We start from the raw sequence: 20,564 nt of genomic DNA, 5'->3' as shown, positions 1-20,564 counted from the left end.
CACTGAGGCACATGAGCGGGCAGTGTCACCCTGTCGACAGCCACCACGCCGACACCAGGTGCACCACCCCGAGCGCACCCGCCGTGACCAGCATCCCCAGGTTGCGGCGGGCCGCGCCGATCGCCGCGTCGCCCAGCTGGGCAGCACCGGAGACAATCAGCACCGGGACCAGGGACCCCCAGGAGCCGAGCGCCACGGAGTACCCGTTCCGCTGGCGGCCCGCCTGGTGCGGGAGTTGCGGGACTCCGGCCACTGAGGCACATGAGCGGGCAGTGTCACCCTGTCGACAGCCACCACGCCGACACCAGGTGCACCACCCCGAGCGCACCCGCCGTGACCAGCATCCCCGGGTTGCGGCGGGCCGCGCCGATCGCCGCGTCGCCCAGCTGGGCGGCACCGGAGACGATCAGCACCGGAACCAGGGGCCCCCAGGAGCCGAGGGCGACGAGCGTCAGGACCGCCGCGCTGAGCGGGATCGCGCGGACGGCATAGGCGCGGGCGAAGAAGACGACTCCCGAGTTGAGCGGCTCGCCCGTGGCGAGGGCCAGGGACGGCCGGGCCAGGCCGACGCCCGCGGAGACTCCCGAGACGAGCGCCACGAGTGCGTTGAGGAGGCCTGTCAGCAGATGCGCGGTGTGCGTGGTCAACTTAATCACCCCGTGAATCATTCTGATTGAGAATGGTTCTTGGAAGGTACCATCCCTGACATGAACGAAGTCAAGGGGCCCGGCGGACTGCCGCACACGCTCACCTTCCGGCTCGGCACACTGGGCGCGGTGATCGGCGACCGGTTCGCCGAGCGGATCGAGCGGTACGACCTCAAGCCCAAGCACGTGGGCCTCCTCACGGCCCTCACCCAGGGCTCGTTCGCCTCCCAGCAGGACCTGGCGGGCCGCCTCGGCGTGGCCCCCAGCCTGGTGGTCTCGCTCGCCGACCACCTGGAACGGCTCGGCGCGGTCGAGCGCGTGCGCGACCCCGGCGACCGCCGCCGCCAGGTCCTCACGCTCACCGACCGGGGCCGCGAACTGCTGGCCGACTGCGCCGCCGAGGCCCGCGCCCTGGACGCCGAGATCACCGCCCACCTCTCCGCCGACCAGCGCCAACTCCTCCATGCGACGCTGGGCTCGCTGGCGGCCTCGGCGGGCCTGCCCACGGGCTGAGCACTCGTTCGCATGAACCTCCGGAACGAACTCGCCTCCCAAAATCGAACAGGCGTAGCATTGCCGCGTGGCTGCGATCCATGACTTTCCGAGTGACCTCCTCGCCGGTCAGGAGGAGCTGCATCAGGTCCGGGCCGAGCTGTCGGCCCTCCTGAAGCGCCTCCCCTGGTCGGTCGAGCCGCTGGACGGATTCAGCGACGACAGCGGCTGGCGGAAGGTGGAGCGCCCCGCCTCCCCCGGCTGGACGGCCGACGAGCAGGCCGAGGTGGAGAAGCTGAGGCAGCGGGAGCACGAGCTCGCGGTGTTCGTGAGCGGTCACCGCTTCTGGGCGGAGGTCGCGGAGGCGGACCGGGTGGCGGCCCGGATGACGCTGAAGCACGCGCACGAGGGCCGCGAGGACGCGGGCGACTGACAAGAAGACCCCGGCCGTCAGCGGCCGGGGTCTTCTTCCTGTGTGGGCGCGGACGGTTTCGAACCGCCGACATCCTGCTTGTAAGGCAGGCGCTCTACCCCTGAGCTACGCACCCAGGACGAGTCGACAGCCTACATTGCCCGGGGCACTGTCCTGCAAACCTGTATCGGTGCAGCCCGCACGGGAGGCGTCGGGGGGTTATCCCCACCTCGAATACGGGAGCCGTCCGGATCGGCTCCCGGGCCGCCGATTCCTACTGTCGATGGCATGACCTCCACCGCCCGAGCCGGCCGAACCGCCCGAACCGCCCCCGTCCGCCCTACGGCCGCCGCCCTCGGCGTCACCGTGCTCCTCACCGCCGCGCTCTCCGCCTGCGGTGACTCCGCGGCGGACGACAAGCATCCCGACCACCGTTCCTTCGCCCTGCACGGGCACACCCTGACCGTCGACTCCGACGACTCGGCGCTGGAGATCGTCGCCGCCGACTCGAACAAGGCGGGGACGGTCGGGGTCACCCGCTGGTTCAAGGGCAAGGTCGTCGTGGGCGGGGACCCGAAGGTGACCTGGTCGATGAAGGACGACCGGCTGGTGCTGCGGATGAAGTGCTCCGGGTTCATCGCCGACTGCTCCGCCAGGCACCGCATCGAGGTGCCGCGCGGCATCGCGGTCAAGGTGGAGGACGGCGACGGCAGTGTGCGGGCGCGCGGGTTCACCGACGCGCTCGGCATCCGTACCCACGACGGGTCCGTGCACGTCACCGACTCCACCGGGCCGCTGGAACTCGGCTCCGACGACGGCTCGGTGCGCGCCGAGGTCTCCTCGCCCCGGGTGCGGGCGACCACTCATGACGGCTCGGTCCGCCTCGAACTCGGCGCCGTACCCGACCTGGTGGAGGCCACGAGCGCCGACGGCTCCGTCATGATCGCGCTGCCCCGGGCCACGTACCGGGTGACGACGAAGACCGGCGACGGCAAAGTGGACGTCTCCGTGCCCCGCAGCGACTCCAGCCGCCACGTCGTCTCCGCCCGCACCGCCGACGGGAAAGTCACGGTGCGAACCGCGAACTGACCGGCTCGTGTGTTCGTCTTCAACGGGTGGGAGAATGACACCACCCAGGGCGAAACACAGCACGGGAGAGGGATGTGACGGCGACACCGGCGACACCCGAGCAGCCGTATTCGCCGTCCGCACGGCCCCGGCGCGGCCCCACGGCCCTGCGGGACGCCCTCACCCTGATGGGGCTGCCCGTGCTCGCCGCCCTCGCGCTGCCCGCCGCGTTCGCCGGCGGCGGCACCCGGCGCTGGTTCGGCGGCCGGTCCGAGAGCCAGCGGGCCGAGGCACAGGCCGCCAAGGACGCCGCCGCGGCCGCCTTCTACGAGCTCGACACCGCCCAGCGCGATCTGCGGATCTCGATCGAGACCATCTCGGCCGTCGACGACTCCCCCGCGGCCCGGCGCGCCGTCACCGACTTCGAGGCGCTCGGCCGCCGTATCGACGAGGTCAGCAACCGCTACATCCAGGCGATCGACGCGCACGACCTCGACCGGGACGACCTGGAGGCCTCCACGGCCGCCCGGGCCCGCTCCGAGCTGACCGCGGCCAAGGACGAGCTGGTGCGGGTCAAGCAGGAGCTGGACCGCTTCGGCAACGGCCTCGGGTCGCTGCTCGGCAAGGCCGAGACCCAGCTGGCCCGGCTCGCGCCCGCCGTGGAGCGGGCCCGCCAGGCGCTGCTGGCCGCGTCCAACGCCCTGGACGCCGTACGGGGCTCGGGGCTGACGGCGGACGACCTCGCGGCCCGGCTGGCGTCCCTCTCCCCCGAGCTGACCAAGCTGAACCAGGGCGCGGGGCAGCACGGGGTGCAGCAGACGCTGGAGCGGGCCGAACGGGTGCAGCGGGAGGCCGAGGCCGTCCGGGTGGAGGCCGAGCGGCTGCCGGAGAAGGCGGCCGAGATCGACCACCGGCTGGTGTCGCTGCGCACCCGGGCGCAGGCCCTGACCACCCGGGCCGGCCAGGTCGACCCGGTGCTGAGCGAGCTGCGGCGCCGGTTCGCGGCGGCCTGCTGGCAGGACCTCCAGCACGTGCCGCAGCAGGCAGTGGACAGCGTGCGGCAGGCCGAGCTGAAGCTCAAGGAGGCGCAGGCCGCCCGGGACGCCCAGCGCTGGCCGGACGCCACCTCGCTGCTGTCGACGGTGCGGGCGCTGCTGAACACCACCGACGAGGCCGTGTCGGCCGCCGGTGACCGGCTGAACCGGCTGAACGCCGTGCAGAAGGACCCGCAGCAGGAGATCGACCGGACCCGGTTCGCGATCCGGGACGCCCAGCGGCTGGCCATGACGGGCCGTACGACCCCCGACCCGCGGCACGCGCGGCCGCTCGACGACGCCGTGGGCCGGCTGGAGCGGGCGATCACCGGTCTGGAGGGCCGTCACCCCGACTACTGGCACTTCCTGACCGAGACGGAGGCCGTGCGGCAGACGGTGGCACGGGTGGTGGCCCAGATCCGCGAGGACCGCGGGGGTCCCGCACACTGAGCCGTTGCCGCCGGGGCATGGCGGGCGGATATTGGGAGAGACGTACGGCCTGCGCCGGTACTCACCCGCACAAGGAGGCGGACATGGCCTCGCACGCATCGCACTCGGACACTCGGCGGCGGATCAAGTTCGACGAGCATCTTCCCGTGGACCACCGGCTGAACAAGGTCTACCGGGTGGGCGCCGGTCTGATGGGCCTGTTCCTGCTCGCCTTCGGCATCCTCGGTCTGACGAACAACATCGGTTTCTTCGACACCGGTGGGAACACGGCCATGGGGCTGAACACCAACGGCGCGCTGAGCGTCCTGTCCGTCTGCGTCGGGCTGCTGCTCTTCGTGGGCATGGTGATCGGCGGGAACTTCGCGTCCACGCTGAACATGACCCTGGGCATCCTGTTCCTGCTGAGCGGGTTCCTGAACCTCGCCCTGCTGGACACCCCCCACAACTTCCTGGCGTTCAAGATGCAGAACGTGCTGTTCAGCTTTGTGGTGGGCATCCTGCTGATGGTGTTCGGGATGTACGGCAGGGTCGGTTCCACCCTGCCTGACGACAACCCGTACTGGCGGGCCCGCCACCCCGACGCGGTACGGCCGGAGCGGCGGGACCGGCCGGATCAGGTGCGGTAGGCGTAGAACGCGGCGGTCGGGTACGACGCGACGAGGCTCGCCACCGACCGGTTGTAGGTGTTGGTCGAGTGGTACGACACGTACGGCACGCCCATCGGGCTGCGGTAGGTGACGATCATGGAGTGGTCCTTGGACCCGTCCTTGTTGAAGTCCATCTGCAGCACGTCGCCCAGGTCCAGCTGGTAGACGTTGGCGAGGCTGGTGACCCGCTTCGAGGACAGGGCGAACCAGGAGAACTCGTTGACGCCGACGAACGAGTCCGACTGGATCTCCGAGTTGCCGAACCACTTGTGGAAGTCGTACGTGTAGCCGGGCACGTGCTTCCAGCCGCCCGCCTTCAGGGACTGGCTGACGAAGTTGGTGCAGTCGCCGCCCGCGCCCTGCCCGTTGTAGTCCGGGTAGTCGGGGTTGTAGTTCTTCCAGTACTTGGTCGCGTACGCCACCATGGCCTTGTAGTCGTAGCCGCTGGCGGTGAAGTTCTTCGGGTTGGCGGGCCCCGGCCACGAGGTGGCCGCGCGGGGCGCCGAGGGCGGGCCGTCGTCGGCGGGGCTGGCCTTCACCGCGACGGTCGGCTGCTTGGCCACCTGGTTCACGGCGATGTAGCCGTTGTCGGTGTCCTTGATGTCGGTCAGCTGCCAGTTGCCGTGCCGGTCGGCCCGGAAGGTCAGCTCGTGGTGGGCCTGGAAGCCGGTGGTCTTCGGCTCGGTGCCCTTGACCTTCGCGTAGGTCAGCGTCGTCGACTCGGTGACGTCGGCCTTGGCCGTGCGCCCGGTCACCCGCGTCGCGTCCAGCGTGACCCGGGTGCTGCCGGCGCTGTACTTCTCGCCCAGCTTCGCCAGGCGCGACTTACGGCCGTGCAGTTCGGTCAGCGCCGAGGTCTCCTCGCGCGACCGGGTGGCGGACAGCTTGACGTCGCCCGAGAAACCGGACGTGGCCCGCTTCTTGTGGCCCCCGTCCACCAGGGCGTCCGTGCGGTCGGTGAAGACCGCGTCGGCCAGCTTCTGGAAGGTCGCCTTGGTCGCGGCGTCCACGGTCGGGTCGTCCACTACGGCGGCGCCCGCGCTCCAGTTGGGCACCAGCGCCACTCCGGCGACGACCGAAGCGGCGGCCACCGAGACTATTCCGGCACGACGGCCCTTACGGCTCAATCTTCTAGATTTCAATGATGTTCCCCTCTACACCGGTACACCTACCGGGGGATGGCATCTTCGCACGGCATGTGTGTTGGTTGTGAAGGGGGTTGCACAAGTGGAATCACCAGTGCTCGGACGTCACTTGACCACCGTCGACCAGTCCCCCGGCGACTGCGCCGGATCCAGGCTGCGCAGGTTCGCCAGCGTCTCCGGCTTCTGCACGTCCATCCAGTCGGCCAGCTCCTTGAAGGAGACGCACTTGACGCCCTTCTTGGTGCAGACGTTCTTGACGACCTGGTCGATGGCCTTCATGTAGATGCCGCCGTTCCAGTCCTCGAAGTGGTTGCCGATGAACAGCGGCGCCCGGCTGCCGTAGTACACCCGGTTGAAGCCGGCCATGTAGGCGTCGACCGTCTGCTGCTCCCACTGCGGGTACAACGCCGGGTTGCCCTTCGTCTCACCGTCGGACTGGTTGTAGAGGAAGTTGAAGTCCATCGACAGGGCCTGGATCTTGTCCCCGTACGGCAGCAGCTGCAGCGGGAAGTTCCAGATGCCGTTCTTCTTCGACGGCCATATCTGGAAGTCGCCCGTGGAGCTGGCGTCATAGCGCCAGCCGTAGCCCTTGATGGCCTTCAGCAGGTTCGGCTGGCCCTCCAGGCAGGGCGCGCGGCCTCCGGTGACCTCTTTCTTGAAGTCGAAGGGCAGTGCGGGGATGTCCGTGTAGCCGGTGTTGGTCTTCCAGTTCTCCACGAGCGAGAAGAACTGGTCGATCTCCTGCTTCCAGTCGTCGACGCTCCAGTCCTTGCCGCTGCCCTTGGTCTCGCAGAAGTGGCCGTTGAAGTGGGTGCCGATCTCGTTGCCCTCGTCGTACGCCAGGCGCAGCTGTTCCAGGGTGGTGCGGATGTGCTCGTCGGTGGGGTAGTCGATGGCCGCGGCGCCGGGTTTGTGCTGCGGCGGGTGGTACAGGTCCTTCTTGCTCTTGGGCAGCAGATAGATGCCGGTGAGGAAGAAGGTCATATGGGCGTCGTACTGCTTGGCCAGCTCCCGGTAGTGGGAGAAGAGCTCGTCGTCGCCCTGCAGCGCGCCGTCCCAGGAGAAGACGACGAACTGGGGCGGCTTCTCACCCGGCTTGAGCGGTACGGCCTTCAGCTCCCCCTTCTGCGGGCCCGTGTAGGAGGTCGAGCCATCGCCCAGGATCTTGGTCTTGCCGTCCCACTTGGGCTCCTTGCCGGTCTTCGGCGAGGCGGCCCTGGAGCCCTTGGCGGACGCGGCGGGCGCCGTGTTGTCCTGGCGGACCAGCGCCAGGAAACCGGCGACCAGCGAGGCCACGACGAGGAAGGCGGCCAGGGTCATGACTTCCGGGCGCGTTGCGCGGCGGGGTGGACGGCGGCGGGCGCGGTCCCGGCGGCGACGGCCGGACGGCTGCTTCCTGTTCATGGGCGGCTCATTCTGTGCGGGGGGTGGGAGGTCGTCGGGCCATCGAGGTCAACCGAGGCCCATGGCCTTCGCCCATATGACGTACGGAACGCTGTCATTGGTTGTACCGGCCAGGCCCTTGAGCGGAAGTGGTTCGAGACTCTTGGCGAGGTCCATGCGGTAGACGACGACCGCGGTCGACACGGAGTCGGCCGTCCCGGCGTACCAGGCGGCGGTGTCGTTCTCGGTGGTCCCGGCCTTCCCGCCGGCCGGAAGTGCGGCGCCGGTGCGGCCGGCCGTCGGCGCGGCGGGGGTGGCCGCGCCGGGGTGGGCGGTCAGCAGGGAGTCCGTCAGCGCCTGGGAGACCTCCTCGGCCACCTTGGCGCCGACCGCCTGGCGCTCGGCGGGGGTGTCCATCCTGACCACCGAGCCGTTGCGGGTGATGCGGAGCACCGAGTACGGGTCGGTGTGCTGCCCCTGCGCGGCGAAGGTGGCGTAACCGCTCGCCATCCGGATGGCGCTGGGCGTGGAGTTGCCCAGGGACATCGCGGGCACCTGCGGTCCCATGCTGGAGGGGAGCAGGCCGGCCGCCTCGGCGGTCTGCCGGACCTTGGCCAGGCCGGTGTCCATGCCGAGCTGCATGAACGGGGTGTTCACCGACTGGGCGAGCGCCTTGCCCAGGCTGATCTGCCCGTAGGACTGCCCGCCGTCGTTGTGGGCGGCGACCCGCTTGCCGCTGCGGTCCCAGTACGGCCCCTCGGGTGTGGTGACCGGGACGCCGTTGTCGCCGTTGTAGAGGGTCTGCGGGGTGACCGGGGTCGCGGGGCCGTTGCGGGTCTTGTGGACGCCGTGCTCCAGAGCGGCGGCGTAGACGAACGGCAGGAAGGCCGAACCGGCCTGGACGGTGGACGCGTTGGACTCGTTGAAGCCCTGCGTACGGTGGTCGGGGCCGCCGTACACGGCGATGATCCGGCCGTCGGTGGCCACCGAGGCGGCGCCGTAGTGCGCGGTCTTCACGCCCTTCGGGTCGTCCTGCTTCGCCTGCTTGCGGGCCTTGGCGACGGCGTCGGTGAGCCGGGACTCCCGCTTGCGGTCGAAGGTCGTGTAGATCTGGTAGCCGCCGAGGTCGAACTGCTTGTCCGAGATGTGCGCGGACTTCTTGGCGTACTGCTGGGCCAGCTCCACCAGGTAGTCGCTCTGCTTGCCGGTGTCGTAGACCCGGGCCGTCTTGAGCGGTTCGGGGAACGTCCGGTACTTGGCCCGCTCGGCCGGCGACAGCTTGCCGATCTTGACCATGCGGTCGAGGATCCAGGTCCAGCGCTCCTCGGCCCGCTTGTGGTTGGCCGCGCTGAGCGTGGGGTCGTAGAGTCCCGCGCCCTTCAGCAGGGAGGCCAGCATGGCGGCCTCGCTGGCGTTGAGCTTGCTGACGTCCTTGCCGTAGTAGGCCTGTGACGCGCGCTGGATGCCGTAGGTGCCGCGGCCGAACCAGCTGGTGTTGAGATAGCCCTCGAGGATCTCGTCCTTGCTCATCTTGTTGTCGAGCTTGAGGGCGATCATCGCCTCGGTGAATTTGCGGCTGATGGTCTGGTTCTGGTTCAGATAGACGTTCTTGACGTACTGCTGGGTAATGGTGGAGCCACCCTCGGTGTCCCCTTGGCCGACCGTTCTCCACAGTGCGCGGGTGATGCCCTTGACGGAGATTCCGGGGTCGGAGTAGAAGCTCTCGTTCTCCGCCGCCAGCACCGCCCAGCGCACGTCCTCGGGTATGTCCTTGAGGGGCATGGCCTGCCGCTGGACCCAGCCGGTGCGGGCCATCGGCGTCCCGTCGGACCAGAAGTAGACGTTGTCCTGCTGGGTGGCGTACGTGTTCAGGTTGGTCGGTATGTCCGTGGCGGCGTAGGCGACGACCAGGAACAGGCTGAGCAGACCGAAGGACGTCAGCCAGGCGCCCAGGCACTGGCGCCAGGAGGGCACCCAGCGGCGCCAGCCGCTGCGGCCGGGGCGCGGATAGAGGGGTCTGAGGCGGCGGGCGTACGGGGCGAGCGGCGCGAGCCGGGGGCCCAGGGTGTCACGCAGGCCGGTGAGCGCGGCGACGAGGCGGCCGCGGGGAGTGGGGCGGGCACTGCGGCGGCGGTCGGCGCGGCCGCCGGAGGCGGTGGGCGGCGGGGGAGGCGGCACGCGGAGTTGCATGGTCTCGTCGGCGCGCAGGGCGTCGACCTTCAGGTGCAGGGTCTCGTCCGCGCGCAGGGCGTCGACCTTCAGATGAAGGGTCTCGTCCGCGTCCAACGGCACACGGGCTCCGGTCCGGGCGTGGTCCTCGCCCTCCGGGTCGTCCGTCCGCTGTGATGCGTCGGTCACGACTGCGTCTCCCCTCGCACTCGGTCTTGCGCGCGTGGGTTGAGACTCAGCGGGTGGCACAACCGCGGTGGGCGCGGCGTCACGAGCCCCCCTGTTCCCCCGGTCTTACGGCTCCTCGCGGCCTGCCTAAATTATCAGCGATCTTTTCAAAATCTCCGCACAAGTATCGGACAGAGTCGAACACTCATGAAATTCTGAGGTGTAGTGATTACCGTCACGCCGGTTAACCTGTGCTTATGCCTCGCTACGAGTACCGCTGCCGGACCTGCGGCGACACGTTCGAACTGAGCCGTCCCATGGCACAGTCCTCCGACCCCGCCGACTGCCCCGCCGGCCACGACGACACGGTCAAGCTGCTGTCGACGGTAGCCGTCGCGGGTTCGGCCTCCGCACCCGCCCCCGCGCCCCGTGCGGGCGGCGGAGGCGGCTGCTGCGGCGGGGGCTGCTGCGGCTGACGCTTCCCTGGGGAGGCAGCCTAGGACGGCCGCCGTACCGTCCGCAGGAACTCCCGCAGAATCCGCTCCCCCGCCAGCACGCCCCGCTCGGGCAGCGCGCTGATCGCCGGTGCGGTCCAGTCGGCGTCGGCCAGCTCGCCGTGCCCCGGGCGCCAGCCCCGGTCGGCCGCGAGCAGCAGGTCGGCGTCGAGCAGGGAGTCGCCGGCCGCCAGCGTGAGGTCGGCGCCGGTGCGGCGGGCGGCCTCACGCACCGCCGCGCTCTTGGTGAGCGGCTTCGGCACGGCGTAGACCTTGCGGCCCTGCAGGGAGACCGTCCAGCCCCGGTTCTCCGCCCACACCGCGAGCTCCTTGACCCACTCCTCGGGCAGCAGCTCGCGCTCGACCACCAGATAGGCGAAGAGGTCCTCGGCGATCCGGTGCTTGCGCACCCAGGCGGGGTCGGCGGTCTCGGCCAGATGCGCGCGCACCTCCTCCAGCGGCGCGCACTCGTCGGCCAGCCGGTCCTGCACGCGCGCGTGCCAGTCGGGGTCCGAGACGCCGTCCACCAGCAGATGGCCGCCGTTGGCACAGATCGCGTACTTCGGCGCCGGGCCCGGCAGGTTGATGCGCAGGTACTGCTTGCGGGTCCGGGTGGTCGTCGGCATGAACACCGCCGCGTCGCCGAGGTCGCCGAGCAGCTGCGCCGCCGTCTCCGTCATATAGGACAGCGGCCTGCTCTCGTGCACCTCCACGCACAGCAGCCGGGGCGCCCGGGCGTCCGGCATGGTCAGCGCGAGGGCCGCGGCGGAGTAGATCAGCGTACGGTCGAGGTCGCTCGCCACCAGCACCGGCATCAGACCGTCACCGCCTTGCCGTCGGCGCCGGTCGCGCCGCGCGTGTACCGCGGGTGGATCAGCCCCACGCAGGTGTACGGCAGTTCGCCGACCTCCTCGACGGGCACCCCTCTCTGCTCGGCCAGCAGCCGGACATGCTCCAGGTCGGGGCCTGCCCCGGCGCGGGCGAGGATCTTCCAGGGCACTCGGCGCAGCAGCACCCGGGTGGTCTCGCCGACGCCGGGCTTGACGAGGTTCACGTCGTGGATGCCGTACTCCTTGCTGATCCGCTCGACCGCGGCCCAGCCCTCCCAGGTCGGGGTGCGGTCGGCGGCGAGGAGTTCCTTGACCGCGGTGTCCACGGTGTCGGTGACCTCGGGGAAGCGCGCGGCGACGGCGTCCAGGAAGGCCACCGACACATCCACGCCGGCGAGTTCGCGGTAGAACTTGGCGCCGTGGAAGTCGTTCGGGCCGACCAGGTCGGCGCGCAGGACGGTGCGTGAGATCAGGCCCGAGACCGTCGAGTTGAGGCAGGCCGACGGGATGAGGAAGTCCTCGCGGGTGCCGTACGTCCGCACGCACGAGCCCGGGTCGGCGAGCACCGCGATCTCCGGGTCGAAGCCGGTGATCCCGTCGCCCGCCTCGAACTCCTCGATGGCGTCGGCGAGTTCGCGGGTGATCGCGCCCTTGCCGGTCCAGCCGTCGACGAAGACGACGTCCCGCGGGTCGTGGTGCGCGGCCAGCCAGCGCAGCGCGTTGGCGTCGATGCCACGCCCGCGCACGATGGACACGGCGTAGTGCGGCAGGTCGAGTCCGTGCCGGAACCTGGCCCAGCGGCGCATCAGCACACCGACCGGGGTGCCCGCGCGGGCCAGGGAGACCAGCACCGGCCGGGGCGACCGCTCGGCGATCACCGCCTCCGTGACCACGCCGGCCGCCTGGGCGATCCGTTCGGCCGAGGCCTCCAGGGCCGCGTGGAACAGCTCCTGGTACTGCTCGCTCGGCTGGTACTCCACCGGCAGCGACTCGGCGTAGTGCGCGCCGCCGCTCTGGATCGCCTCCTCACGCTCCTCGGTCGGCGCCTCCAGCGTCACGTCCGAGAGGTCCTGCAGCAGCCAGCCGACCTCGTCGGGCGCGTACGAGGAGAAGGCGGGGCCGCGGAGGGGCTCGGGCAGCATGGCGGGCCTTTCGGGTACGTACAGGGGCTCGGGCACGTACGACGGTACGACGGCGAGCAGAACGTGCGGCGTGTGCGCGGCCAGTTGGGCCAGCAGGCCGTCGGGGGCGTGCAGTCGGGGCGTGTCGGCGGCCGAGTCGACCACCGCGACGACGGCGTCGAAGCCGGCGCCCGCGACGTTGTAGGCGTAGCGCTCGCCGGGGCCGTCGGCCGGGTCGTCGTGGGCCGGGAAGACCAGGCGGGTGCGTATCGCGTAGCCGGGGTCGTCGACGGCGAGGACGGGCGAGCGGGTGGTGGTGGAGTAGCGCACCTCGACGTTCGCGACCTGCTCCAGCTCGCGGGCCAGCCTCAGGGGCGCGTACATCAGTTCCTCGAAGCCGAGGACCAGGACACGGCGGGCGCCGGCGGGTATCGCCTCGGCGAGCCGCGCGGCCATGGCGGGCAGGGCGCCCTCCAGGCGGGCCCGGTGGGCGGGTGTGAACCCGTGCCGGCCGCCGTCGGGCAGAGCGCGCGGCCAGTGGAGCTCGACGCGGGTGATCCGGCCGTCCTCGGCCCCCGGTGCCGGCGCCTCCCGGGACTCGTGGTGGGCGACCAGCTCCTGCCCCTTCTCCAGCACCCCCTCGGGCAGTCGTACGGTTCCCGAGGCGGCGGCGACCAGGTCCACTCGGGCGCCGATCTCCCGGGCGAAGGCCGCCAGGCGTCCGGCGTCCGCGGGTGAGCGCATGTCGACGAGGGCGACCACGACGTACCGCCCGCGCGGGTAGCGCTCGTGCAGGTCGCGGATGGTGTTCAGGACCGTGTTGCCGGTGGAGAACTCGTCGTCGACGAGGACCAGCGGGCCGTCGCCGGCCAGCAGCGCCGGGTCCTCCGGGAGCAGCAGGTGCGAGGTGGCGTGCGAGTGCGACTCCTCGAAGCCGCCCGCCCGGGCGACGCCCGCGACCGGGCGGCGGGTGGAGTGCAGATAGGGGGCGAGGCCCAGGCCGTCGGCGACCGAGTGGCCGAGGCCGGTGGCGGTCTCCGCGTAGCCCACGACGACGGCCCTGGCCGCCTCCTCGTCGCCGAGGAGTTCGCGCACCCTGCGGCCCAGGGCGAACCCGTGCCCGTACACCACACCCGGCGACTGCGGCACATGCTTGCCCAGCACATTGGAGACGAGCAGGTGCGCGCGCTTGGGGTTGCGGCGCAGCGCGAGCCCGAGCAGGCCCGTCAGCGTGTCGTCGCCCGTCAGTCCGACCCCGAGTCGCTCGGCGACCCAACTGCCGGACCAAGCCCCGTTGTTCACTGCCTTGTTCATGCGTTCCTTGGGTTGGGCGGTGGTCAGCCGGGGATCCCGGCGGCGAGCAGCTCCACGAAGCCGACGTCCTCGTTGGCGACACCGAACACCTCGGCGCGCAGCATGGTCCGCTCGGCCCAGGCGCGGTGCGGCTTCACTTCGTTCATCTTGTTCGTGTAGGCCGACCTGAGTACACCCCCGCCGCCGCGTTCCGGCCGCAGAATGTCCTGGGCGTCACTGAACTCTTCGTGACTGACCACTGACAGTGCGTGCACCGGCAGGACGTGCGAGGGGTGGATGCAGGTCTTGCCGAGCAGTCCGTTGGCCTGGTCCAGGGAGATCTCCCTCAGCAGCCCGTCCATCGCGTGCTCGATCAGTCTCTCGCGCAGCTCGACGGCCTGCCCCTCCAGGAAGGGGCTGTGCCGCAGCATCGGCTTGAACATGCGCTCGGGGACCCGGAAGTACTCCCACACCGGGCCGGTCACCGTGAACCCGGTGCCGTCGGCCCGCCCCAGCATGTTCACCACGTCGGCGATCACCGAGGCGATGATCTGGACGTCGTACGCCGTCATGTCGGGGGCGCGGCGCAGTCCGTACGAGGAGCAGAAGTCCGTGACGCCCAGGCGCAGCGCCAGCACCCGGTCGCGGTACTTGTCGACGGCGCGGGCGATGCCCTCCAGGGCGTCCACGCGCGATTCCCGGTACATCAGCTCGGGCGTCTCCAGGACCGGCATGCCGAACAGCCGGCGCCCGCTCTCCGTCTCGGCGGCGGCCAGCGCCTCCAGGAAGGGGATGCCACGCTCCTCGGTGAACTTCGGGAACACGAAGCCGGACAGTAGCCGGACGGTCGCGCCCAGGCGTCGTACGAGGTCGGAGATCTGTTCCGGGTTGCGGACCCGGATGAAGAGCAGGGGCAGGTCCACGCCGGCCCGGGAGTCGAGGTCGGCGAACTGGCGTACGAGGTTCTCCTCGCCCTCCAGCACGTCCTCGTCCCCGATCGAGTCCTCCAGGCACAGCACCATCGAGACCACGCCCAGTGAGGCCTGCTTGACGACGTCGTCGGCGAGCCTCGGCCTGGTGGCCGGGCTGTACAGCGTGGCGCCCAGGGCCGCGGAGAGCAGCCGGGCCGGGGAGTCGGCGGTGAACTCGCACGGCTCCTGGTGGAAGAGGCGCTGCCGCACCTCAGGGGCGATGTGCCCGAAATGACGCATAGAACTCCCCCGTGGCGCAAGGTAAGCAACTGGATTTGGTGGACAGGTGGCCGGTAATAGTACGTACGGCTCCATGTCATGGGTTCCCGCCAGGCATGAATTTCAGGTAACGCCGGCAAGCACAGCCCTGTCGGTTGTGGTTACCCCGCATTGTCGTGACCAGGACCGAGAAGGCAGGATGACCGCATGACGCACGCGATGTTGAAGGGGTCGAACGTCCCGCTGGAAGCCACGACGGTGCGCGCCGTGCTGCGCTGGACGCCCGGGCAGGGGGTCCCGGATGTCGATGCCTCGGCGCTGCTCCTCGGCCCCGACGGTCGTGTGCGCTCCGACGAGGACTTCGTCTTCTACAACCAGCCCCGGCACCCCTCCGGGAAGGTGTGGCGGCTCGGCAAAAAGCGTATCGCCGAGGGCCTGACCGACACGATCCAGACGGATCTCGCCGGTGTCGAGACCGGTGTCAGCCGTATTCTCCTGGTCGCCTCGGCGGACGGCGTCGCCTTCGAACACGTACACGCGCTGCGCATCGTGCTGTACGACGCGTCCACCGTCGACGGCGAGCCGCTGGCCCTCTTCGACATCAAGCCGGAGACCGGCGCCGAGACCGCGCTGATCTGCGGGGAACTGTACCGGCGCGGCGAGGGCTGGAAGTTCCGGGCGCTCGGCGAGGGCTACTCCAACGGTCTGAAGGGCCTGGCGACCGACTTCGGCATCTCGGTGGACGAGTCCGAGGGGGCCGAGGAGCCGCCCCAGTCGCTGCCCCTGCCTCCGGAGCAGCCGACGATACTGCCGACGCAGGCGGCGCAGTCGGCGTACGGCTATCCGCAGCCGGGGACCTCGCAGGTGGCCCAGACCCAGCCGGCCTACGGCTATCCGCAGCCCGCCGGCGGGCCCGCGTACGGCTATCCCCAGGCACCGGCCGCGTCGGCGCAGTCCGGCTACGGCTATCCCCCTGCGGTGACGGCGGCCCCGAACCCGGACTTCAGGCTGCCCCCGCAGGGCCCGCAGTTCATCGGCCGCTGAGGGTCACTCCACCACCTTGGTCTTGTAGCCCCGGCCCCACTGCAGCCCCCAGCCGTAGAGCCGGTCCAGCTCGCCCTGGAAGCCGTAGACGAACTTCACCTCGCGGCGGACGATCAGTTCGCCCTTGACGTTCTCGATCATCACGACGGCGCAGGAGCGGGCCTGGGGGTGCCGTTCGTCCAGGCCGATCTCGATGCGCGGGCCGTTGCTGGGATAGAGCGTGACGATGGCGTGGGTGCGGTCGAAGGCCGGGGTCTGGTCGTAGATGTAGACGAAGACCAGCAGCCTCTTTATCTCCTCGCGGTGGTCCAGGTTGACGTACATCGTCTCGCCGGACGCCGACCCGAACCGGTCGTCGCCGCTGAGTTTGACGTACGGCGGTGAGTTGACGTCCCCGAGGTAGTTGCCGAGCGGCTGGACGACCCCCCTGGTGCCGTCCGTGAGCTCGTACAGGCAGCCCAGGTCGAGGTCGACGTTGACCATGCTCTGCCCGTGGCCCAGCACCTCCGCCGGCTTGAGCGCCTTGAAGGGGTGCCGGAACAGGCTGGTGCGCTGGATGCCGCCGAAGTCGGACGTCCGCATGCGCCAGGTCAGATTGACGCGCAGATGCCCGGTGGCCGCGTCCTGCTTGGTCAGGGACACCTGCTGGTGCCGCTTGGTGAGCTGGATCGAGTTGGTGGCGGCACTGCCCGAGTCGAAGTCGGCAGCCCGGCCGCCCAGCAGCCCGTCGAAGAAACCCATTCCCGCCCCCATGTACGCCTGCGTACCCGTGACACAAAACCGCGGGGCGGCCGCCGTCGGCCGCCCCGCTGTGAGCGTTCCTCACCCGGAAGGTGATCACACCTGGAAGTGAGACACCCCGGATGTGGACCAAGCCCTAGACGGACACCTCAGCCTTCTCGTCCGAGCCCTCTTTTCCCTCGGACTCCGCCAGAGCGCGGTTGCGGCGGACGGAGGACCAGAAGGACCAGGCGATCAGGATGACGCCGACGAGGCCGGTGATGACCTCGTTGATCTCGTACTGGATGGTGACCATGAGGATCACGGCCAGCGCGCCGATCGCGTAGTGGGCGCCGTGCTCCAGGTAGACGTAGTCGTCGAGGGTGCCCTGGCGGACCAGGTAGACGGTGAGCGACCGGACGTACATCGCGCCGATGCCCAGGCCCAGCGCCATCAGGACGATGTCGTTGGTGATGGCGAAGGCGCCGATCACGCCGTCGAAGGAGAAGGACGCGTCCAGGACCTCCAGGTAGAGGAACATGAAGAACGCGGCCTGGCCGGCCAGCACCACGGGCGAGCGTTTCTTGCCGGTGCGCGCGGCCTCTTCCTCCTCCTCGTGCTCCCGCTCCTCCTCTTCCTCCAGCTTGTCCTCGAAGTAGCCGGAGAGACCGCCGACGATCATGTACGTGATCAGACCGGCGATACCGGCGATCAGTACCGTCTGCGCCTTGTCGACGTGCGCGCCGCCGTGCTGGTGGGCGTGGGTGGCGAAGGTGAAGGAGGTGATCAGCAGGACGATCAGGGAGATGCAGACCGACAGCATGTCGACCTTGCCGAGCTTGGCCAGCGGCCGCTCGATCCAGCGCAGCCACTGGATGTCCCGGTCCTCGAAGATGAAGTCGAGGAAGATCATCAGCAGGAACATGCCACCGAAGGCGGCGATCGCCGGGTGGGCGTCGGTCACCAGTTCCTGGTAGTGGTCCTTGTTGTTGAGAGCGAGGTCGACGGCCTCGATGGGGCCCATCTTGGCGCTGATGGCGACGATCACGACCGGGAAGACCAGTCGCATGCCGAAGACCGCGATGAGCACGCCGACCGTGAGGAAGATCTTCTGCCAGAAGGCGTTCATCTTCTTCAGGATTCCGGCGTTGACCACCGCGTTGTCGAACGACAGGGAGATCTCCAGGACGGAGAGGATCGCCACGATGCCGAAGGCCTCCCACCCCCCGTAGAAGACCGCCGCGACCAGACCGAGCGCGGTAATCGCGAACGACCAGCCGAAGGTTTTCAGAAGCACTGGCTACCCAATCGTGTGTGTACGGGTCTCCCCCGCGCCGTACTCGGCTTTACTCATTGTTGACCCGAAGTGTAGGGCCTGCCCCTCAACCCGGGCCAGGAGGGGCGCCCGGCCACGGAACACACTGGTCCGAGATGGTGCGGCCAGCCGTCGGGATCGCCTACGAGACGTTGACGCCGAAGTCCAGGGCGATGCCCCGCAGCCCCGACGCGTACCCCTGTCCGACGGCCCGGAACTTCCATTCGCCGCCGTAGCGGTAGAGCTCGCCGAAGATCATGGCCGTCTCGGTGGAGGCGTCCTCGCTGAGGTCGTAGCGCGCGAGCTCCTGGCCGTCGGCCTGGTTGACGACCCGGATGAAGGCGTTGGAGACCTGGCCGAAGGTCTGGCCGCGCTCGTCCGCCATATGGATCGAGACCGGGAAAATGATCTTGTCGCAGACGGCCGGGACCTTCAGCAGGTCGACCAGAATCGATTCGTCGTCACCCTCGCCCTCACCGGTGAGGTTGTCTCCGGTGTGCTCCACCGAACCGTCCGGGCTCTTGAGCTGGTTGTAGAAGACGAACCACTCGTCGCCGAGCACCCGCTGGCCCTGGCACAGCAGCGCGCTGGCGTCCAGGTCGAAGGGGGCTCCGGTGGTGGAGCGTGCGTCCCAGCCGAGCCCGATCAGCACGTTCGTGAGATTCGGTGCGGCTTTGGACAGGGAGACGTTGCCCCCCTTGGCGAGCGTGACGCCCATGATGCTGGTCCTCCCCTAGGTGGTGCTTCTTCGGTTGTCCTGCACGTCCGGCGCCGACCGTAAACGGTGCGGCGCCGGACGAGGCGGTCACATCTCAGACGTTGACGCCGAAGTCCTGCGCGATGCCGCGCAGCCCCGAGGCGTAGCCCTGGCCGATGGCACGGAACTTCCACTCCGGGCCGTGCCGGTAGAGCTCGCCGAAGACCATGGCCGTCTCGGTGGACGCGTCCTCGCTCAGGTCGTAGCGGGCGATCTCGGCACCGCCGGCCTGGTTGACGACCCGGATGAAGGCGTTACGGACCTGGCCGAAGGACTGCTGGCGGTTCTCGGCGTCGTAGATCGACACCGGGAAGACGATCTTGTCCACGTCGGCCGGGACCGTCGCCAGGTTGACCTTGATCACCTCGTCGTCGCCCTCGCCCTCACCGGTGAGGTTGTCGCCGGTGTGCTCCACCGAGCCGTCCGGGCTCTTCAGGTTGTTGAAGAAGACGAAGTTCTGGTCACTGCCGACCTTGCCCGACGTGTCCAGCAGCAGGGCGCTGGCGTCGAGGTCGAAGTCGGTGCCGGTCGTGGTGCGGACGTCCCAGCCAAGACCGATGAGGACCGCGGTCAGACCCGGGGCCTCCTTGGTCAGGGATACGTTGCCGCCCTTGCTGAGGCTGACTCCCACGAGTCCCTCCATGTCGTGTCCAGGGGCGGGGAGCCCCGAGGTGCTTCGGATACCGGATCAACGATTCGATCCTAGTGAGGGGTTCCCGCTGCCCGCAGGCCCTGACTCCCAAGAATCACAGGGTGTCGAGCGCCTTCACGTACTCGTTCAGGTCCCGCGCGTCCGGCAGGCCGTTGATCACGGTCCACCGCACGACGCCTTCCTTGTCGATGATGAAGGTCCCGCGGACGGCGCAACCCTTGTCCTCGGCGAAGACGCCGTAGGCGCGCGAAATGTTGCCGTGCGGCCAGAAATCGCTCAGCAGGGGGTACTCCAGGCCCTCCTGCTCGGCGAAGACGCGCAGGGTGTGGATGGAGTCGTTGGAGACGGCGAGCACCTGCGTGCCGCGGTCCTCGAACCTGGGCAGGTTGTCCCGCAGCTCGCACAGCTCGCCGGTGCACACGCCGGTGAAGGCGAAGGGGTAGAAGAGCAGCACCACGTTCTTCTCGCCCCGGAAGTCGGAGAGCTTCACGGTGCGGCCGTGGTTGTCCTTGAGCTCGAAGTCGGGCGCCTTGTCGCCGACCTGAATCGCCATGGTCCTGCTTCCCTTCGGAGGGGCTGTTCGGGTGGCACCACCCTACGCAGCCGCCCCCGGGGCGCAGCGGCGCCGGGCTGGGCCTTCGGCCCAGCCCGGCTGACATCAGCCCGTCCGGCGAGGGACGGCGGTCACTGCTCGATCAGCGCTTGGACTTCGCGGCCTTCGGCGTCACCAGACGCGAGCCGCTCCAGTCCTTGCCCACACTGACGCTCTTGGAGGCCGACAGCCCCGCCGTCACGGCGGCTTCCGAGATGTCGCTCGGCTCCACGTACCCGTCACGGCCGGTCTTCGGCGTGAGGAGCAGGATCGCGCCGCCCTCCTCGATGTACGTGGTGGCGTCCACCAGCACATCCGTCAGGTCGCCGTCCTCGTCGCGGAACCACAGCACCACGGCGTCTGCGACGTCGTCGTACTCCTCGTCCACGAGTTCGCTGCCGATGACTTCCTCGATGGACTCGCGGAGCTCCTGGTCGACGTCGTCGTCGTAGCCGATCTCCTGGACCACCTGCTCGGGCTGGAACCCCAGCCTGACGGCAGGGCTCGTCCGCTCCTCCGCGTGGTCCGCGGTCGCGCTCACGGGTTGCCTCCTGATCATTCTTGGTAACTATCTCAGCCACGCGCGTGCGCGAAGCATTGGCCGTAGTCCACACGGGCGGGACGGATCGCGCAAGTACCCGGCCGTTCAGACCGCCGAAACGGTGACGATCCTGGCCGTGTCGCCGCAACTCCTGGCACCCCTCCCAAACCCAGGGTGACCCACACCACATTCTTCTGCACCCTTGTGCCCGCTTTGCGAGCTTAGGAACCCTCCGTGAATCACCCGGGAGTGCGGCGCTCGAACGCCTTTGCCAATCACGTCATACGCTGGGCGTATCGTTGCGTTTTGGCCCGAGCCGCCCGAGTACGGCTTGAGGGAGACCGTACGGACGTCTCGGTTACCACCGAGTAGAGATGACGTGGGCCTCCCCGAGGTACAC

The 20,564-nt window shown here is 69.5% G+C and carries 21 protein-coding genes and 1 tRNA gene; 7 read left to right on the top strand and 15 right to left on the bottom strand.

What is annotated here, in order from left to right:
• Nucleotides 1-25: 25 nt before the first annotated feature.
• Together ACFY1J_RS03520 and ACFY1J_RS03515 are read right to left on the bottom strand one after the other, a co-directional pair.
• Nucleotides 26-253, bottom strand: a complete 228-nt coding sequence (locus ACFY1J_RS03520; protein ID WP_390706346.1) for a hypothetical protein — start codon at nt 251-253, stop codon at nt 26-28.
• A 22-nt stretch (nt 254-275) separates the two neighbouring features.
• On the bottom strand, nt 276-647 hold the full coding sequence (locus ACFY1J_RS03515; RefSeq protein WP_390706347.1) for a hypothetical protein: 372 nt from the start codon (nt 645-647) through the stop codon (nt 276-278).
• Between the two features lie 60 nt (nt 648-707).
• Here ACFY1J_RS03515 and ACFY1J_RS03510 point away from each other — a divergent pair, with 60 nt between their 5' ends.
• Together ACFY1J_RS03510 and ACFY1J_RS03505 are read left to right on the top strand one after the other, a co-directional pair.
• The gene (locus tag ACFY1J_RS03510; RefSeq protein WP_390706348.1) at nt 708-1,160 is read left to right on the top strand and encodes a MarR family winged helix-turn-helix transcriptional regulator; all 453 of its coding nucleotides are present in this window, start codon (nt 708-710) and stop codon (nt 1,158-1,160) included.
• 67 nt (nt 1,161-1,227) lie between these two features.
• Nucleotides 1,228-1,572: a hypothetical protein gene (locus ACFY1J_RS03505; protein WP_390706349.1), complete on the top strand. Its 345-nt coding sequence runs from the start codon at nt 1,228-1,230 to the stop codon at nt 1,570-1,572.
• A 43-nt stretch (nt 1,573-1,615) separates the two neighbouring features.
• On the opposite strand, the gene ACFY1J_RS03500 is transcribed toward ACFY1J_RS03505, so the two are convergent.
• Nucleotides 1,616-1,687 (bottom strand) — tRNA-Val (locus tag ACFY1J_RS03500).
• 152 nt (nt 1,688-1,839) lie between these two features.
• On the opposite strand from ACFY1J_RS03500, the gene ACFY1J_RS03495 reads away from it, so the two are divergent.
• The 3 genes from ACFY1J_RS03495 (at nt 1,840) to ACFY1J_RS03485 (ending at nt 4,729) form a co-directional block, all read left to right on the top strand.
• Nucleotides 1,840-2,640, top strand: coding sequence for a DUF4097 family beta strand repeat-containing protein (locus ACFY1J_RS03495; RefSeq protein ID WP_390706350.1), 801 nt, complete (start codon nt 1,840-1,842; stop codon nt 2,638-2,640).
• Between the two features lie 74 nt (nt 2,641-2,714).
• Complete coding sequence (locus ACFY1J_RS03490) at nt 2,715-4,103, top strand: hypothetical protein (protein ID WP_390730502.1); 1,389 nt, start codon at nt 2,715-2,717, stop codon at nt 4,101-4,103.
• Between the two features lie 83 nt (nt 4,104-4,186).
• Nucleotides 4,187-4,729, top strand: a complete 543-nt coding sequence (locus ACFY1J_RS03485; RefSeq protein ID WP_390706352.1) for a DUF4383 domain-containing protein — start codon at nt 4,187-4,189, stop codon at nt 4,727-4,729.
• On the opposite strand, the gene ACFY1J_RS03480 is transcribed toward ACFY1J_RS03485, so the two are convergent.
• The 3 genes from ACFY1J_RS03480 to ACFY1J_RS03470 all read right to left on the bottom strand — a co-directional run bounded on the left by ACFY1J_RS03480 (nt 4,717) and on the right by ACFY1J_RS03470 (nt 9,468).
• Entirely contained in the window at nt 4,717-5,841 is a 1,125-nt protein-coding gene (locus ACFY1J_RS03480; protein WP_390730501.1) for an amidase domain-containing protein, read from the bottom strand. The genes ACFY1J_RS03485 and ACFY1J_RS03480 overlap by 13 nt on opposite strands.
• Nucleotides 5,842-6,000: 159 nt before the next feature.
• Nucleotides 6,001-7,299, bottom strand: a complete 1,299-nt coding sequence (locus tag ACFY1J_RS03475; protein ID WP_390706354.1) for a hypothetical protein — start codon at nt 7,297-7,299, stop codon at nt 6,001-6,003.
• 48 nt (nt 7,300-7,347) lie between these two features.
• On the bottom strand, nt 7,348-9,468 hold the full coding sequence (locus ACFY1J_RS03470; RefSeq protein ID WP_390706954.1) for a transglycosylase domain-containing protein: 2,121 nt from the start codon (nt 9,466-9,468) through the stop codon (nt 7,348-7,350).
• A 404-nt stretch (nt 9,469-9,872) separates the two neighbouring features.
• Here ACFY1J_RS03470 and ACFY1J_RS03465 point away from each other — a divergent pair, with 404 nt between their 5' ends.
• Nucleotides 9,873-10,091, top strand: a complete 219-nt coding sequence (locus tag ACFY1J_RS03465) for a zinc ribbon domain-containing protein (RefSeq protein ID WP_390706355.1) — start codon at nt 9,873-9,875, stop codon at nt 10,089-10,091.
• A 20-nt stretch (nt 10,092-10,111) separates the two neighbouring features.
• Here ACFY1J_RS03465 and ACFY1J_RS03460 read toward each other — a convergent pair whose 3' ends face one another.
• The 3 genes from ACFY1J_RS03460 to ACFY1J_RS03450 are packed head-to-tail and all read right to left on the bottom strand — an operon-like array spanning nt 10,112 to nt 14,564.
• Nucleotides 10,112-10,924 carry an HAD family hydrolase gene (locus tag ACFY1J_RS03460; protein WP_390730500.1) on the bottom strand — a complete coding sequence of 271 codons (813 nt, stop codon included), beginning with the start codon at nt 10,922-10,924 and terminating at the stop codon, nt 10,112-10,114.
• Nucleotides 10,924-13,374 (bottom strand): phosphoribosyltransferase, encoded by a 2,451-nt coding sequence (locus ACFY1J_RS03455; RefSeq protein WP_390706357.1) that lies wholly within the window; start codon nt 13,372-13,374, stop codon nt 10,924-10,926. Before ACFY1J_RS03455 ends, ACFY1J_RS03460 begins: the two co-directional genes overlap by 1 nt.
• Nucleotides 13,375-13,397: 23 nt before the next feature.
• Nucleotides 13,398-14,564, bottom strand: a complete 1,167-nt coding sequence (locus ACFY1J_RS03450) for an HpcH/HpaI aldolase/citrate lyase family protein (RefSeq protein ID WP_390706358.1) — start codon at nt 14,562-14,564, stop codon at nt 13,398-13,400.
• Nucleotides 14,565-14,750: 186 nt separating this feature from the next.
• Here ACFY1J_RS03450 and ACFY1J_RS03445 point away from each other — a divergent pair, with 186 nt between their 5' ends.
• Nucleotides 14,751-15,587: a TerD family protein gene (locus ACFY1J_RS03445; protein WP_390706359.1), complete on the top strand. Its 837-nt coding sequence runs from the start codon at nt 14,751-14,753 to the stop codon at nt 15,585-15,587.
• Nucleotides 15,588-15,590: 3 nt separating this feature from the next.
• On the opposite strand, the gene ACFY1J_RS03440 is transcribed toward ACFY1J_RS03445, so the two are convergent.
• The 6 genes from ACFY1J_RS03440 to ACFY1J_RS03415 form a co-directional block, all read right to left on the bottom strand.
• Nucleotides 15,591-16,328 carry a Tellurium resistance gene (locus ACFY1J_RS03440; protein WP_390706955.1) on the bottom strand — a complete coding sequence of 246 codons (738 nt, stop codon included), beginning with the start codon at nt 16,326-16,328 and terminating at the stop codon, nt 15,591-15,593.
• A gap of 136 nt (nt 16,329-16,464) precedes the next feature.
• A complete protein-coding gene (locus ACFY1J_RS03435) occupies nt 16,465-17,604 on the bottom strand; it encodes a DUF475 domain-containing protein (RefSeq protein ID WP_390730499.1) in 1,140 nt (379 codons plus the stop codon).
• A gap of 160 nt (nt 17,605-17,764) precedes the next feature.
• Nucleotides 17,765-18,340 (bottom strand): TerD family protein, encoded by a 576-nt coding sequence (locus ACFY1J_RS03430; protein WP_316757284.1) that lies wholly within the window; start codon nt 18,338-18,340, stop codon nt 17,765-17,767.
• 94 nt (nt 18,341-18,434) lie between these two features.
• Nucleotides 18,435-19,010, bottom strand: a complete 576-nt coding sequence (locus ACFY1J_RS03425) for a TerD family protein (RefSeq protein WP_363298963.1) — start codon at nt 19,008-19,010, stop codon at nt 18,435-18,437.
• A 115-nt stretch (nt 19,011-19,125) separates the two neighbouring features.
• On the bottom strand, nt 19,126-19,584 hold the full coding sequence (locus ACFY1J_RS03420) for a peroxiredoxin (RefSeq protein WP_390706361.1): 459 nt from the start codon (nt 19,582-19,584) through the stop codon (nt 19,126-19,128).
• Nucleotides 19,585-19,726: 142 nt separating this feature from the next.
• A complete protein-coding gene (locus ACFY1J_RS03415; protein WP_263208317.1) occupies nt 19,727-20,164 on the bottom strand; it encodes a DUF3052 domain-containing protein in 438 nt (145 codons plus the stop codon).
• Between the last annotated feature and the right edge of the window lie 400 nt (nt 20,165-20,564).

It is taken from the genome of Streptomyces sp. NPDC001406 (assembly GCF_042895285.1).
GTDB lineage: Bacteria > Actinomycetota > Actinomycetes > Streptomycetales > Streptomycetaceae > Streptomyces.
This window is presented reverse-complemented; position numbering and strand designations above follow the sequence as displayed.